The organism is Saccharopolyspora sp. NPDC003752 (assembly GCF_053605825.1).
In genome coordinates this window covers 253408-268858 of record NZ_JBSGJZ010000010.1, presented here as the reverse complement: position 1 = coordinate 268858, position 15451 = coordinate 253408, and the positions used below count along the sequence as shown (strand labels likewise).

The 15451-nt window shown below is 68.4% G+C and carries 7 protein-coding genes and 1 pseudogene; 4 read left to right on the top strand and 4 right to left on the bottom strand.

Annotated features, from left to right (window positions below; translation table 11 throughout):
• Window positions 1–54 precede the first annotated feature (54 nt).
• On the top strand, window positions 55–6627 hold the full coding sequence (locus tag ACWEV3_RS16265; protein ID WP_452614642.1) for an amino acid adenylation domain-containing protein: 6573 nt from the start codon (window positions 55–57) through the stop codon (window positions 6625–6627).
• Between the two features lie 9 nt (window positions 6628–6636).
• Here ACWEV3_RS16265 and ACWEV3_RS16260 read toward each other — a convergent pair whose 3' ends face one another.
• Window positions 6637–7845, bottom strand: coding sequence for a cytochrome P450 (locus ACWEV3_RS16260; protein ID WP_452614641.1), 1209 nt, complete (start codon window positions 7843–7845; stop codon window positions 6637–6639).
• Between the two features lie 731 nt (window positions 7846–8576).
• Here ACWEV3_RS16260 and ACWEV3_RS16255 point away from each other — a divergent pair.
• Both ACWEV3_RS16255 and ACWEV3_RS16250 read left to right on the top strand, forming a co-directional pair.
• Window positions 8577–8756, top strand: coding sequence for a hypothetical protein (locus ACWEV3_RS16255; RefSeq protein WP_452614640.1), 180 nt, complete (start codon window positions 8577–8579; stop codon window positions 8754–8756).
• Window positions 8757–8918: 162 nt separating this feature from the next.
• Window positions 8919–10019, top strand: coding sequence for a carbon-nitrogen hydrolase family protein (locus tag ACWEV3_RS16250; RefSeq protein WP_452614639.1), 1101 nt, complete (start codon window positions 8919–8921; stop codon window positions 10017–10019).
• Between the two features lie 128 nt (window positions 10020–10147).
• Here the strand turns inward: ACWEV3_RS16250 and ACWEV3_RS16245 are convergent, their stop codons facing one another.
• The 3 genes and pseudogenes from ACWEV3_RS16245 to ACWEV3_RS16235 all read right to left on the bottom strand — a co-directional run.
• Window positions 10148–11800 carry an APC family permease gene (locus tag ACWEV3_RS16245; RefSeq protein ID WP_452614638.1) on the bottom strand — a complete coding sequence of 551 codons (1653 nt, stop codon included), beginning with the start codon at window positions 11798–11800 and terminating at the stop codon, window positions 10148–10150.
• Between the two features lie 44 nt (window positions 11801–11844).
• Window positions 11845–12096 carry an Lrp/AsnC ligand binding domain-containing protein gene (locus ACWEV3_RS16240; RefSeq protein ID WP_363897202.1) on the bottom strand — a complete coding sequence of 84 codons (252 nt, stop codon included), beginning with the start codon at window positions 12094–12096 and terminating at the stop codon, window positions 11845–11847.
• Window positions 12097–12144: 48 nt separating this feature from the next.
• Window positions 12145–12276 (bottom strand): annotated as a pseudogene (locus tag ACWEV3_RS16235) (AsnC family transcriptional regulator); the annotation flags it as partial.
• A gap of 112 nt (window positions 12277–12388) precedes the next feature.
• Between ACWEV3_RS16235 and ACWEV3_RS16230 the strand changes: the two are divergent.
• Entirely contained in the window at window positions 12389–15304 is a 2916-nt protein-coding gene (locus ACWEV3_RS16230) for an aminotransferase class III-fold pyridoxal phosphate-dependent enzyme (protein ID WP_452614637.1), read from the top strand.
• The last annotated feature ends 147 nt before the right edge of the window (window positions 15305–15451 follow it).

Sequence of the window (15451 nt, the reverse complement as noted above, 5' to 3'; positions counted from 1 at the left end):
TACACGTTGTGGCAGCGGGATCTTCTGGGGGATGAGGATGATCCGGAAAGCCTTGTGTCCCAGCAGCTCGGTTATTGGCGGCGGGAATTGGCCGGCGCTCCGGAACAACTCCAACTACCCACCGACCGACCGCATCCGACGGTTGCATCGCACCGTGGCGAGACATTGGTCGTCGAATGGTCAGCAGATCTCCACGCCCGATTGCTCCACGTGGCGAGGGCCTGCGACGCAAGCTTGTTCATGGTGCTGCACGCCGGATTGGCCGCACTGCTGACCAGGCTCAACGTCGGCGAGGACGTGGTGATCGGCTCCGTCGTCGCAGGCCGTACCGACGAGGCGTTGGACGATCTCGTCGGATTCTTCGTCAACACCCTCGTGCTCCGGGTGGACACCTCCGGCGATCCCACCTTCCGCGAACTCGTCCGCCGCGTCCGCGACACCGACCTGGCGGCGTACGAGAACCAGGACGTCCCCTTCGAGCATCTCGTCGACGTGCTCAAGCCGACCAGGACCTTGACCCACCACCCGCTGTTCCAGGTGATGCTCACGCAGCAGAACGCGCCGCGCACCGAGTTGAGCCTCCCCGGCGCGCGCGGTCGACTGATGCCGGTGAATGTCGGCGCGGCCCGGGTGGATTTGCTCATCAGCGTCGACGAAGGCGTGCACTTCGAAAGCAGCCGGACGGGTCTCGCGCTGACGGTCGAGTACAACACCGACATCTTCGACCGGTCCACTGTGGAGTCCCTGCTGTCCCGGTTCCGCAGGCAGCTGGAGACCGCGGTCGACGAGCTCGATCGGAGCATCGGCAGCTTCGACGTGGTGGATGCCGCCGAACGGCGCCGACTGTTGACCTCGTGGAACGACGCGGCGACCCCACTGCCGTCGTCGCTGGTGCTGCCGGACCTGTTCGAGCAGCAGGTGGCGCGAACGCCGGACGCGGTGGCGCTGGTGTTCGAAGGTGCGGAGTTGACCTATCGGGACCTGAATGCGCGCTCGAACCAGCTCGCCCGGCACCTGGTCGAGCTGGGCGTGGGACCTGAACAGGTGGTGGGGCTGGCCATACCCCGCTCGGTGGAGATGGTGGTCGCGGTCCTCGCCGTGTTGAAGGCCGGTGGCGCCTACCTGCCGATCGACCCGGCATATCCGGCCAGTCGGATCGAGTTCATGCTCGCCGACGCCCGGCCTGCGGTGGTGGTGACGTCCTCGGCGGTGCGCGCCGCGCTGCCGAGGACCGACGCGACTTGCCTGCTGGTCGACGACCTGGTGGGCCAGGGGTATTCGATGGAGAACGTCGCGGACTCCGAGCGGCTGGCGCCGCTGCTGCCGCTGCACCCCGCCTACGTGATCTACACGTCCGGTTCGACAGGCGTGCCGAAGGGAGTCGTCGGCCTGCACGCGGGTCTTGCGAACCGCTGGCAGTGGTTCAGCGAGCGGTATCCGCAGTGGCGGTCGTCAACGGTCCTCGCTCGGAGCTCGCTGAGTTTCCTGGACAGCGCCACCGAACTGCTCGGCACGATGTTGCACGGGGGCAAGGTCGTGCTGGCCGGGGACGACGTCCTGCGGGATCCCAGCGGCCTGGTGCGCCTGATCGCGGAGCACGAGGTCGAGCGGGTGACGGTGGTGCCGAGCTTGCTGCGGGTGCTGCTGGACGACGCCTACTCCAGGTCGTTGGCGTCCGTCCGATGCTGGGTGACCAGCGGTGAAGCCCTGCCCCGCGCTCTCGTCGAGCGCCATAGGGAAGTCCTGCCGGATTCGCTGCTGCTCAACCTGTACGGCTCCTCCGAGGCCAGCGCGGACAGCTTGTTCTGGGAAGCCGGGGGCGGCCCGGTCCGGGTCGGCCGCCCGGTCGCGAACACCCGGGTCTACGTGCTGGATGGCCGCATGCGGCTGGTGCCGCCGGGTGTGGTGGGGGAGTTGTACGTCGCGGGTGTGGGCTTGGCGCGGGGGTATGGGGGTCGTGCGGGGTTGACCGCTGGCCGGTTCGTGGCGGATCCGTTCGGCCCGGTCGGGTCTCGGATGTTCCGGACGGGGGACTTGGTTCGGTGGAACCGCGAGGGCGAGTTGGAGTATCTGGGGCGTGCAGACGATCAGGTGAAGGTGCGGGGCTTTCGGATCGAACTCGGCGAGATCGAGAACAGGCTCATCGAGCACGTGGGGATCGCCGAAGCCGCGGTGGTGGTGCGGGAGGACAAGCCGGGTGACAGGCGGCTGGTCGCGTACGTCGTGCCCAGTTCGGGCGATGGGCCGGACGTCGGCCAGGTTCGGGATTTCGTCCGCGCGAAGCTGCCGGAGTTCATGGTCCCGGCCGCTGTGGTCGCGTTGGTCCGGTTGCCGATGACGGCGAGCGGAAAGCTGGACCGGAAATCACTGCCGAAACCGGACTTCGCGAAATCCGCCGCGGGGCGCGGCCCGCGGACACCGCTCGAAGCGGAACTGTGCGGGCTGTTCGGCCAGGTGCTCGACGTCGCAACGGTCGGGGTGGACGACAACTTCTTCGACCTGGGCGGCGACAGCATCTCCTCCGTACAACTGGTCAGCCGGGCCAAGGCGGCCGGGATACCGATGACCGTGCAAGACGTGTTCCAGCACAAATCCGTGGCCGCGTTGGCTCGGGCAGCCGCGCCGCAGGATCCGTCGGTGCCCCCGGCAGCGGAACCGCAACCGCTCCTGGTCGACCTGACCGCGGACGAGATCGCCCGGGTGCAGGCCGAGTACTCGCAGCCCGGCGAGCGCGGGGCAGCCCAGATCCTGCCGGTCACACCGCTGCAGGAAGGGTTGCTCTTCCACGCGCTGTACGACGAGCACAACTCCGACGACTACGTGGTCCAGCTGTCCCTGGAACTGGCCGGGTCGTTGGATCCCGAGGCATTGCGCAATGCCGCGGCAGCACTGCTGCGGCGCCACCCGAATCTCCGCGCCGCCTTCTGGTGCGACGATGTCGAACGCCCGGTCCAGGTCGTGCCTGGTTCCGTGGCGTTGCCCTGGCAGGAAATCGACCTCCGGCACCTCGCTGCCGACGAGCGGCGGGCCGAGTCGGCGCGGCTCCTGGATGCGGAGCGGTCGCACCGGTTCGACCCGGCCGCGCCCCCGCTCCTGCGGTTCACGCTGATCCGCCTCGGCGAGCAGTCCCACCTCCTGGCGCTCACCAACCACCACCTCCTGCTGGACGGCTGGTCGATGCCCGTGCTGTTGCGCGATCTGTTCCACCTCTACGAGCACGGCGAAGAGGACGGGCTGCCGCCGGCCACCCCGTACCGGGATTTCCTGGCGTGGCAAGCCGCGCAGGACAGACCGGCGGCGGCGGCCGCGTGGCGGCAGATGCTGCGCGGACTGGAGGCGCCGACCCGCATCGCGCCGACCGCGGAGGTCGTCCGAGCGCAGCCGCGACGTCACCAGGTCACGTTCGAACTGCCGCCGGAGCTGACCGAATCGATGACGGTCCTCGCACGGCGCCGCGGCTGGACGCTCAACACGTTCGTCCGCGGCGCGTGGGCACTGCTGTTGGGGCAGTTGACCGGCAGCGACGACGTGGTCTTCGGTGCCACCGTCGCCGGACGGCCACCGGAGTTGCCGGGCATCGAGGGCATGGTCGGCCTGTTCGTCAACACCCTGCCGGTCCGCGTCCGCATCAACGCGGGCGAATCCGTTTCCGCGCTGCTCTCCAGGGTGCAGGAAGACCAGCTGCGGATGACGCAGCACGAGCACCTGGGACTCAGCGACATCCACCGGCTGACCGGACACAGTGGACTCTTCGACAGCCTGGTCCTGTTCGAGAACTTCCCGGTCGATCCGGCCATGCTCGACCCGGTGGGTGGGTTGCGGGTTGCTGACGCGCACAGCCACACCACCACGCACTACCCGCTCAGCCTCGTCGTGCAGGGGCGGCGGCGCTTGGAACTGCGCTTGGACTACCGGTCGGACGTCTTCGACCGGCCGGCGATCGAGGTCTTGCTGGACCGGCTCCACGCGCTGTTGCGGATGGTGGCCGACGACCCGGACCGGAACGTTGCGGACATCGATGCGGTCACCGCGGCCGAAAGGGAACGGTTGTTGGTCGAGTGCAACGCCACCGAGGCGGACCTGCAACCGGAGTCGTCGGTGTTCGCGTTGTTCGAGGCCCAGGCCGGCAAGTCCGCGAGCGCCGAGGCGGTCGTGTCCGGCATGGCGAGGCTGACCTACGCGGAGTTGAACTCGCGCGCGAATCGGCTCGCCCGCCACCTCATCGGCCTGGGCGCGGGCCCGGAGCGCGTGGTCGCCCTGGCGATGCCGCGCTCGGCGGAGATGGTGGTCGCCCTGCTGGCCGTGCTGAAGACCGGTGGCGCCTACCTGCCGATCGACCCGGCCCATCCTGGGGAACGCATCCGGCACGTGCTCGACAACGCCGACCCGGCGATCGTGTTGACCACCGCTGACACGGCCCGACGACTGCCCGGGGTGTCCCGACCGCTGGTCGTGCTGGATGACGGCGAGGTACGGGACTCGCTCTACCGGCTACCGGCAACGGACCTCACCGACGCGGACCGCCCGGCTGCCCCACATCCGCTGCACCCCGCGTACGTCATCTACACGTCCGGGTCCAGCGGGAAGCCCAAGGGCGTGGTCGTCCCCGAGCTGGCCCTGCGGAACCTGCTGCTCGGCATGGGCGAGGCGTTGCGGCTCGACGAGTCGGACCGCTGGCTCGCGGTCACAACGCTCGCGTTCGACATCGCCGCCCTGGAACTGCTCGGCCCGCTCCTGGCCGGCGCCACCGTCGTGGTCGCCGACGACGGGACGGTTCGCGATCCGGCGCTGCTGACCACCCTGATCGAGCAGGAAGAAGTGTCGATCGTGCAGGCCACGCCCTCGTTGTGGCAGGGACTGATCGGTTTCTGCGGCGCGAATTTCGAGAACCTCACGATGTTGTCCGGTGGCGAGCCACTGCCCGCCGAGCTCGTCGCCGAAATGCATGCGACCGGCGGTCGAGTCGTGAACGTCTACGGCCCGACGGAGACGACCATCTGGTCGACGTTGGCCTGGTGCGATGACACGCGACCGCCATCGATCGGTGGCCCGATCGCCAACACGCGGGTGTACGTGCTGGATCGCTGGTTGCGGCCGACCCCGCCGGGCGTGGTCGGGGAGCTTTACGTGGGCGGCACGGGATTGGCGCGCGGTTACTGGGCCCGCCCGGGACTCACCGCGGAACGGTTCGTGGCGAACCCCTTCGCCAAGCCGGGAGATCCGGTGGGCAGCCGGATGTACCGGACCGGGGACCTCGTGCGGTGGAACCATGACGGCGAACTGGAGTACATGGGGCGGGCTGACGACCAGGTGAAGGTGCGGGGTTTCCGCATCGAGCCCGGCGAGATCGAGAACACCCTTGCCGCGCATCCCGGAATCGCCCGGGCCGCAGTGGTCGTCCGCGAGGATCGGCCGGGCGACAAACGACTGGTGGCGTTCGTGGTGCCCGCCGCGGGGGCCCAGGTCGACGGTGACGAGGTCCGGCGGTTCGCGCGCGAGTTCTTGCCGGAGTACATGGTGCCGGCCGCAGTGGTGGCGTTGGAGGAGATGCCGGTCACGGCGAACGGCAAGTTGGACCGCAAAGCGCTGCCGGCACCCACGTTCACCGGCGGTGGCCGGTCGAGGCCGCCGCGCACCCGCACCGAAGTGCTCCTGTGCGACCTGTTCGCCCAAGTACTGGGCGTCGAGCGCGTCGGCGTCGACGACAATTTCTTCGACCTGGGCGGGCATTCCTTGCTCGCCACCCGGCTGGTCTCCCGCATCCGCAAGGACTTCGACGTGACTTTGGGAGTGGGGGCGCTCTTCGAGGCGCCGACAGCGGCGGACCTGAGCCGCCGCCTGGATTCGGGAGACATCGGTAGCGGCCTGGACGTTCTCCTGCCGCTGCGCACGACCGGCAGCCGCCGGCCGCTGTTCTGCGTCCACCCGGCCGGCGGGATCAGCTGGCCGTACGCCGGGCTGCTTCCGCACCTCGACCCCGAACAACCGGTGTACGGCCTGCAAGCCCGGGATCTGACCGAAGATCTTTCCGGTCCAATCGGCGTCGAGGAAATGGCGTCCGATTACCTGGCGCACATCCGAGCCGTGCAGCCGACTGGACCGTACCGGTTGCTCGGCTGGTCGTTCGGCGGCATCATCGCGCACGCCGTCGCCACGATGATCCAGGACGAAGGCGGCGAGGTCGAACTGCTCGTGTTGGTCGATTCGTTCCCGGCGCCGACCGACCAGCGAGAACTGCCGCCACCCGCGGCGGACCGCGATGTCCGCGACATGTTCATCGACGTCATCGGCGCGGACGCCGGCGAATCGGCCGCGTTCGTCCTCGACGAACAGATCCTCGACCGCCTTTGCCGGAGCCACGCGCGGCACGAGCGAGCCCTCGGGCAGTACCGTCCCGGCCGGTTCCACGGTGACCTGTTGTTGTTCACCGCCGTCGGCGAAGGGGCAGGCGGTGCGCCCGAGCCGTGGCGTGCTCGGCAAGCGTGGATCCCGTGCGTCAACGGTCAGATCGAGGTTCACGAGATCGGCAGCGAACACGACTATCTGATGAAACCCGAGGCGCTGTCCCAAATCGGGCCGGTCGTGGCGAGTCGACTCGATGGGTTGTCCGGCAAGAGGCCGACCTGATCGACCTGATCACCAAGTGATCGGCAGCTTGTTGATCCCCTGGATCGTGGTCGCAGCCCGCACCGGCAACTCCCGTACGTCGTCGACGGCGAGCGACAGCGTGGGCAGCCGCTCCAGCAGGACGGACAGCGCGATCTCCAGCTCCGCCCGCGCCAGGTTCTGGCCGAGGCACTGGTGCACGCCGAAGCCGAACGCGACGTGATGCCGCGCTTCCCGCCGGATGTCGAAGGCGTCCGGGTCGGCGAAGACGTGCGGATCCCGGTTGGCCAGCGCGTTCGGCACGATCACACCGTCGCCGGCCCTGATCAGCCGGCCGTCGACCTCGATGTCGGCGACGGCGACTCGCACACCGCCGAGGTCCGCGACCGAGAGGTAGCGCAGCAGCTCCTCCACCGCGGACGGCATCGCGCTCGGATCGGACCGCAGGATGGCGAGCTGCTCGGGGTGCTCCAGCAGTGTGAGGACGCTCAGCGAGATCATCGACGCCGTGGTCTCGTGTCCGGCGACCAGCAGGAACTCGGCCATCGTCACGACGGCTTCGCGGTCCAGCTCGCCCCTGGCGAGGCGCTCGGTGACCAGCCGGCTGATCAGGCCGGGGCCCGGGTCGCGTTGCTGTGCGGTGACCAGCCGGTCGAGGTACTCGACCATTTCGCCGCGCGCGGCGGCGATGTCCTCCGGGTCGGCGCTTTCCGCCATGCGCTGGCCGACGTCCCGGAAGAAGTCGTGGTCGTCGAACGGCACGCCGAGCACCTCGCAGATGACCATCGACGGCACTGGCAGGGCGAACGTCGGCACCAGGTCGGCCGGCGGTCCGGCGGCGACCAGGTCGTCGGCGAATCGACGCGCGATCCGCTCCAGGGCAGGGCGCAATTCGCGGACTCGCTTCACGGTGAATTCCTTGAGCACCATCCGGCGGTACACGCCGTGCTCCGGCGGGTCCATCGCCACGAGCGGCAGCCGAGGTTGTTGCTCGCGAACCGCTTCGAAGCGGGCGGATAGGAGCGGAAAGCCCGGATGGGTCCGGTCGGCGGAAAGGCGGTGGTCGGCCAGCAGCCGGCGGGCCGTGTCGTAACGCGTGACGACCCACGCCATCGCGCCGTCGTACTGCTCGACCCGGCACAGCGGGCCGCGCTGCTGAAATTCGCGGTACGTGCTCGGCGGCTGGTAGGGGCAGGTGCGCGCTTCGGGGAAGGTGGATGCGGAATCGGCTTCGGTCACTGTTTTCTCCAGCGATCTCCGGAATCGGAAATGGTCTGTCGAATGCGGGGACTTGGCACCTTTCCGGTGGTCGATGTGAATGGAAATGCGACGGGGTCGGGGCTTCGCACGGAGTTTCCGAAACCCGTGTCGGTTGCGGGAGGGGGTGAGCCACTCGGGTGAGGCAGGCTTGTCCCACGCCCGCCGCAGTCCGCGATCAGGGACCGGGCTGTCGGATTTGGTGCGGGTGGCGGACCAGCGGTCGGGACCATCCTCGGCAGCGTCTACTTAGGACTACCAAATCCGCGCGGATCTCTTTCCCGCGGCTGGGCGGGTGATGGCCAGTCAGCCGGGTCACTGTGCCTTCGGTGATCGGCAGCGGCCCGCAGTGGTCGCCTCGGGCCGCACGTCGGGTCAGCCGTGGGCCCGCGAGTGTCGTCGGCATCCGCCCGAGCTGTCGGACACTCGTAGGACCCTGGTGCAGAATGTAGGTAGATCGCGATCTTGGGCACAAGCCTTGGACAGCAAGTTGCCACCGCTACGAGTGTCGCCGAACGGCGCTCCGGAGGGGTGGCAGTAACCTGCCACTCCGTCACCCCCACTGTCGACCTGGTCTGCGATGAGGTGATCTCAGTGGAACGAGGGCTGAGGTCTTGAGGTGGTGTGCGCTGGGGGTTTGACGAGAGTGGGCGTGGGGTCCTGGTAGAAGAGGTCTCACCACAAGATCGTCTTCCGCAGATCCAGGACCCCACGTGATCACCTATCGTGCCACGCTCACCGACGAACTCGCCCACTGCCTCAGCCGCCTGCTGACCGAGGAGCGCCGACGTCGTGGAACCCCCGTGGCCGACGGGCTTCGACTGGAGACCGCTGAGGGGATCAAGATCGTCAAGAAGGGCTCGCGCAGTAGAAGGGTCCGCAACGTCGGCTGAGCAGCTAGGGGCGAGGAACCCACCACTCTGCATTCTGCCCCCAGCTCATACATATGTCCATAATGGACAGTGAATTGCGTTTAGGTCAGATATTGCGTATTCGGATAATAGGTGTTCGTATTAACTTGCTCGCAGTTCATCGCATATGCCGAGGAGGTTTCCGTGACGCGCTCTGAGGGCACCGCCCGCACGGTGGCGGCGGTGCACGCCGCGCCCGTGTTCATGAACACCGAAGCGACCATCGACAAGGTGATCGGTTTCGTTGAACAAGCGGGCCGAGACGGTGTCGAGTTGCTCGTCTTCCCGGAGACCTTTGTCCCTGGATACCCGTACTGGATCGAGTGTTACCCGCCGCTGCAGCAGGTCGCCGCCAACGTCCAGTACACCGATGCCTCTGTTGAGGTTCCAGGGCCTGAGATCGAGCGCGTTCAGGCGGCGTGCGCGAGGGCCGGTGTCGAGGTGGTTCTGGGCATCAGCGAGCGGCTCCGTGGTACCCGGACCTGCTTCAACTCGCAGGTCTTCATCGACGCGGACGGGAGCCTGCTGGGTGTCCATCGCAAGCTCCAGCCCACCTATGCCGAACGCATCGTGTGGGCTCAGGGCGGGGGCGCGACGCTATCGGTGTTCGACTCTCGCTCCGGCCGCATCGGCGGCCTGTCCTGCTGGGAGCACACGATGAATCTGGCCCGTCAGGCCTTGCTGGAACAGGAGCAGCAGATCCACGCCGCGGCGTGGCCGGCCCTATCGACGATGGCCGGGTTCGAAACCGTCGCGGATGCGCAGATCGAGGCCATGATGAAGACCCATGCGCTCACCGCGCAGGTATTCGTCGTCTGTGCAGCCAACCCGGTCGACGAGACCTGTCTCGCCTGGATGCGCGACAACCTCGGCGAGCAGACCTTCGTAACAGCCGGGGGCGGCTGGTCTGCGGTCATTCACCCCTTCAACTCCTTCCTCGGCGGACCGCATACGGGCTCGGACGAAAAGCTGGTCACCGCCACGATCGACTTCGCCGATGTCGGGGTTGTGAAGGCCTGGGTCGACGGGAAGGGGCACTACGCGCGGCCTGAGGTCCTGCGGCTGGGGGTCGACCGCAAACCGCTCTGGCACGACGAGCGTGAGGCCGAGCCGGATCGGGCGCGTGCCTACGTGCGCAACACTTCGTTGGCGATGCAGGAAGTCCCCGTGGCGCTGCCGCAGGGTGCGGCGCGCCCGGCGCCGCAGGAGCGGGATGCCTCTGCGGAGCGGGAGTTGAATCCGTAGGCGTCCTATTGGCGATGGTGTCCCGGCGCGGCGGTCGCTGGGCGAGCCACTCCAACGAACCGGAATGGTCGCCGAACCGAGCGTGCGCGACTGCGCGTTTCCTGGCGGTCGCGCACGCGCCGACTGCGTCAGGAGTCGTCGCCTGCGATGTTCGCGACGGTGTTCTCGAAGCTGGGGCGGGTGATCATCGCATAGCCGTAGATGGCTGCGCTGAACACCGCCATGATCACGGTGCCGGAGACCATGCCGATGGGACCGTTGCCGCCGGGCAGCAGGGCGTCCGGGTCGGCGCCGAACTCGCCGAAGTAGCTGATGATCGCCATGCCCGCGATCCACAGCATGCACCATGACCCGGCGCGCAGGTCCAGCGCCGGGAGTTTGCGCCGGGCGAACCGCCGGTAGCCGATCAGGAAGATGTAGCCGAGCGCGATCGCCAGGAAGAGCTTCTCGTTGATCTGCCACCCGGTCCAGAACACGATCAGGTTCGCCGACAGGAAGGCCAGGTAGGCGATGGTGTCGCCGCCGGGCAGCCGGAACGGTCGCGGCTGGTCCGGCAGGGTTCGCCGCAGCGCGCCGTAGACCACAGGGCCGAACGCGAAGGTGAGCACCGTCGCCGAGGTGATGAATCCGATGATCTTCTGCCAGCCGGGGAAGGGCAGGAAGAACACGCAGCCGAAGACGAAGGTGAACACCGCGGCCAACCACGGCACACCGCGCCGGTTGAGCTTGGTCAGCGCCAGCGGTGCGTTGCCGTTCTGGGCGTTGGCGTAGGCGATTCGGGTGGTCACCGCGGTGTAGATCAGCCCGGTGTCGCCGGGGGAGACGATCGCGTCCACGTAGAGGGTGATCGCCAGCCAGGTCGCGCCGAGCAGGGTTGCCAACCCGGCTAGCGGGCCTGCGACATCGGTGAAGGTGACCTCGGACCACCCGGCGCCGAGCAGTTCGCTGGGCAGTCCGGTGATGAACGCGATCTGCAGCAGCACGTATAGCAGGGCGGTGACCACGATGGAGCCGATCACCGCGAACGGCACGTTGCGCTGCGGGTTCGCGGACTCGCCGGCGAATTCGACGCCCTGCCGGAAGCCGAGGTAGGCGAACACGATGCCGCCCGCGGGCAGCGCGGTGAACACCGCGGCGCCGCCGTTGGGGAACATCCCGCCGTGCGCGACCAGGTTGTCCGGGTTGAACGACAGCGCGAAGAACGTGCCGATCACCACCACGATGACCAGCAGCTTCCACCAGACCAGCAGGTCGTTGAACCGCACGAAGGCCTTCACCCCGAGCACGTTGATGACGCTGAACACCGCCATCAGCGCGATCGCGACGAGCAGCCCGGACGGGGTCGCGACCAGTACGCCGTCCTCGGAGGTCATCAGCCACGGCAGGTAGGGCTTGGCGTACTGGATCACCGCGAGGACCTCGCTCGGCGCGGACGCCGCGCAGGCCACCCACATCACCCAGCCGGCGAAGAAGCCCGCGAAGGAACCGAATCCGTACTGCGGGAACCGGATGACCCCACCGGTCACCGGGAACATCACGGACAGTTCGGCGAAGGTGAGGCCGATCAGCGCCACCATGACCGCACCGATGATCCAGGAGAAGATCGCACCGGGACCGGCGATTTGCGCCGCGCTCAGCGCGCCGAACAGCCAACCCGAGCCGATGATCGATCCAACGCCGGTGAACAGCAGGCTCCGGCGCCCGATGTCCCGGCGCAGCCCGGTGTCCATCCTGACGGTGGTGCTGCGACCACCTGGTGTGGTCGGTGAAGGTGCTGCCATGCCGTGCCTCCCTGCAGGTTCGGTGGGACGCGCGGGACGCGGGGTCAGCCCCGGCTGACCAGTTCGGTGAGCAGGATCTGGGTCCTGGTGTGCACGACTGCCTTCGTCCGCTGCAGCCGCAGGATGATCTGTTCGAGGTGATCGGAGTCCCGTGCGTGGATCAGCGCCAGGGCGTCGGCACTGCCCGCCGTGGTCCACGCCCGCACGATCTCCTCCTGCTCGGTGAGCAGTGCGGTCAGCGCCTCGCGGGTGGTCCCGGCGGCGGCGAAGACGCCGATCAGGGCTTGCAGTCCCAATCCGAGCCTTCGCTGATCGAGTTGAACTGTGTACCCGCGGATCACACCCGACGCTTCGAGCCGCGCCATGCGACGTTTGACAGAGGATGCGGCGAGCCCGGAAACCTCGGCAAGACGTTCCAGCGAGGTTCGGGCATTTCGGCCGAGTTCGCGCAAGATTCTTCGATCTACGTCGTCCATGTCCGGGATTCTTGCATTTCCGGGGGAGGTTGCGGTCGTTTCATCGACATCGGTTCGGGCGCGGCTTAGCTTCCGGCGTATGGAGATTCGCCGGAGGACCTCATCGGCCGAGATGCTTTCCGCAGTTGCCGCGGACCTGTTCGGGGTGGCTGCGGAAGTCACGCCGCTGCCAGGAGAGCGCCACGCCAACGCGCGGCTGGACGTAGGCGGCAGACCGCGCTACCTGCTGAAGGTCTACTCGGCGGACACCGGGGAATCCGATCTCGCGCTGCAGAACGCTTTGCTGGTATGGCTTTCCGATGCTGGCACGACGACTCTGGCGGCGTCCGGCACCGCCGTGGTGGACGGGAAATCCCGGACCGCGCACCTGCTCGACTGGGTGGACGGCCGCGAGTGGTCCCAAGCCGGTCCGCCGGAACCGGCGCGGTTCGCGGCCTTGGGTGCGGCGGTCGCGCGGCTGGACCGGGCGCTGGTGGGCTTCGAACACTCCGAGCTGGATCGGGCTTACCGGTGGAACCCGTTGCAGGCGAAGGAACTCCTGGCGATGCTGTCGCTGGTCGACGAGACCGATCGGCCGTTCGTGGCCGCGGCGCTGCAGCGGTTCGGCGAACTCTTGCCGGATCTGCTGGAGCTCCCGCAGCAGGCGATCCACAACGATGCCAACGAGAACAACGTGATCGTCGCGGACGACGGGTCGATCGCTGGGATCATCGACTTGGGCGATGTCGTGCGCGCACCGCGTGTCTGCGGGCTGGCGGTCGCAGTGGCATACGCGCAGCTGGGAGTGCCGGACCCGGTATCCGCAGCGTGCCAGGTGGTTTCCGGCTACCACCAGGAATCGCCGCTGACCGCGGCCGAACTCCGGTTGCTGCCCGAGCTGGTCGACGCCCGGCTCGCGATGAGCATCACCAACGCCGCCGAACAGCGCGCCGCCGACCCGGACAACCGGTACCTGTCGATCAGCCAGCCCGCGATCCGCGCGCTGATCTCGGACCTGGCCGCGGAGCCCCGACCGCTGCTGGCCGCGCGATACCGCGATGCCTGCGGCTACCGCGCGGTCGCGGCCGAGCGAAACGTCGTGACCTGGTTGCGGTCCGCCGCCTGCGATCCGGCGCCGATGCTGCGCACGGATCTGAGCACGGCTGACGTGCACCGCATCGACTGGACGGCGCGGGGACCAGCGGAATTGCAGATGCAGCACGGTGCGGATCGGGTTGCAGCGGCCATCGACGCGCAGGTCCGGGCCACCGGCAGCGCCATCGCGCTCGGCCGGTACCGGGAGGACCGCCTCGTGTACCGCTCCGAGGCGTTCGCGGGGCAGCGCGGCCGGCGCAGCGTGCACATGGCGATCGATGTGTTCACCGCCGCCGACGAGCCGGTGTTCGCGCCGCTGGACGGCGTGGTCACCGCGGTGGACTACCGTCCGGCGGACTGCGACTACGGCGGCGTGCTGCTGCTCGAACACCGCTGCGGGGACGGTACGCCGTTCTGGCTGCTGGTGGGGCATCTCAGCGAGGCGAGCACGACCGAGCTACGGCCCGGGGACGCCGTCCGGCGGGGCGAGCGGATCGGCTGGACTGGTTCGGCGCCGGAGAACGGCGGCTGGCCACCGCACATCCACGTGCAGTTGTTCACGACCCTGCTGGGTCGCTCGACCGATCTGCCCGGCGCGGTGCGCCCGGACGAGGTCGACGTGTGGGAGAGCATCTCGCCGAACCCGAACCTGATCCTGCGCGCGCCGGAGCCCACCGCGGTCGATCCAGTCCGCTCCGCGGCGGACATCGCGGCTCGTCGTCGGACGAACCTGTCCACCGCGTTGTCGCTGAGCTACGCTGAGCCGCTGCACATCGTGGCCGGTGAAGGTGCCGAGCTGATCGATGCGGACGGGCGGCGCTACCTGGATCTGGTCAACAACGTTTGCCACGTGGGGCACTGCCACCCGCGGGTGGTCGAAGCGCTGTCCGCGCAGGCGGCGGTGCTCAACACCAACACCCGGTACCTGCACGCCGGGATCACCGAGTTCGCCCGGCGGCTGGCGGCCACCTTCCCGGATCCGCTGAACGTTGTGCTGCTCACCAACTCCGGCAGCGAGGCCAACGACCTGGCGCTGCGGCTGGCGCGCACCGCCACCAGGCGGGAGCACGCGTTGGTGCTGGACTGGGCCTACCACGGCAACCTGAGCTCGTTGATCGAGATCAGCCCGTACAAGTTCAACCGCGCCGGTGGCACCGGGCCGGGGGAGCGGGTGCGGATCTGCCCGGTTCCCGACCCGTACCGGGGCGAGTTCGGCGGAGATGGCCCGCGGTACGCGGCGGAGGTCGCGGCGCAGTGCGCGGAGCTGCCGCCCGCCGCGTTCATCCACGAGTCGATGCCCGGGTGCGCCGGGCAGCTGGAGCTCGCCGATGGTTACCTCGAAGCCGCCTACGCGGCCGTTCGGGAGGCAGGTGGTCTGTGCATCGCGGACGAGGTGCAGTGCGGGTTCGGCCGGGTCGGCACGCACATGTGGGCGTTCGAAGCGCACGGCGTGGTGCCGGACGTCGTCACGCTCGGCAAGCCGATCGGCAACGGCCATCCGATCGGCGCGGTCGTGACGACACCGCAGGTGGCGCGGCGATTCGTGACCGGCATGGAGTACTTCAACACGTTCGCGGGCAATCCCGTTTCCTGCGCGGTGGGCCTGGCGGTGCTGGATGCAGTGGAGGACGAGCGGTTAATGGCGAACGCGGCGACCGTCGGCGCGCACTTCAAGGACAGGCTGTCGGCCTTGGCGGCGCACCACGAGGTAATCGGGGACGTGCGCGGGCGCGGGCTGTTCCTCGGCGTCGATCTGGTTTCCGACCGACGGCGCAAGGAACCGGACGCCGCGGCGGCGCGGCGGGTCGTGGAGGAGGCCAAGCGGGAGGGCGTGCTGCTGTCCACCGACGGGCCCGCGGACAACGTCCTGAAGATCAAACCGCCTGTGGTGTTGACCGTGGACCAAGCAGATCGCGCGGTGGCTGTGCTCGACCGCGCGTTCCGGGAGCGGTGAAACCCCGGTGCCACTTGGGCTGATCAAGACGCGCCAACTCCCCAGTAATCCAACTTGGACACTTCCCGACCCGCCAGGAATCCGATTCGGACATCCCGTTGGCGCATCGGCGGCCTGCCCGTCGCGGCCGTTGCCCAACCCCGTGGT

Excerpts from the sequence above, each read along its gene's own strand:
- ACWEV3_RS16245 (WP_452614638.1), bottom strand. The coding sequence starts at position 11,800 with ATGGCAGCACCTTCACCGACCACACCAGGTGGTCGCAGCACCACCGTC.
- ACWEV3_RS16230 (WP_452614637.1), top strand. The coding sequence starts at position 12,389 with ATGCTTTCCGCAGTTGCCGCGGACCTGTTCGGGGTGGCTGCGGAAGTC.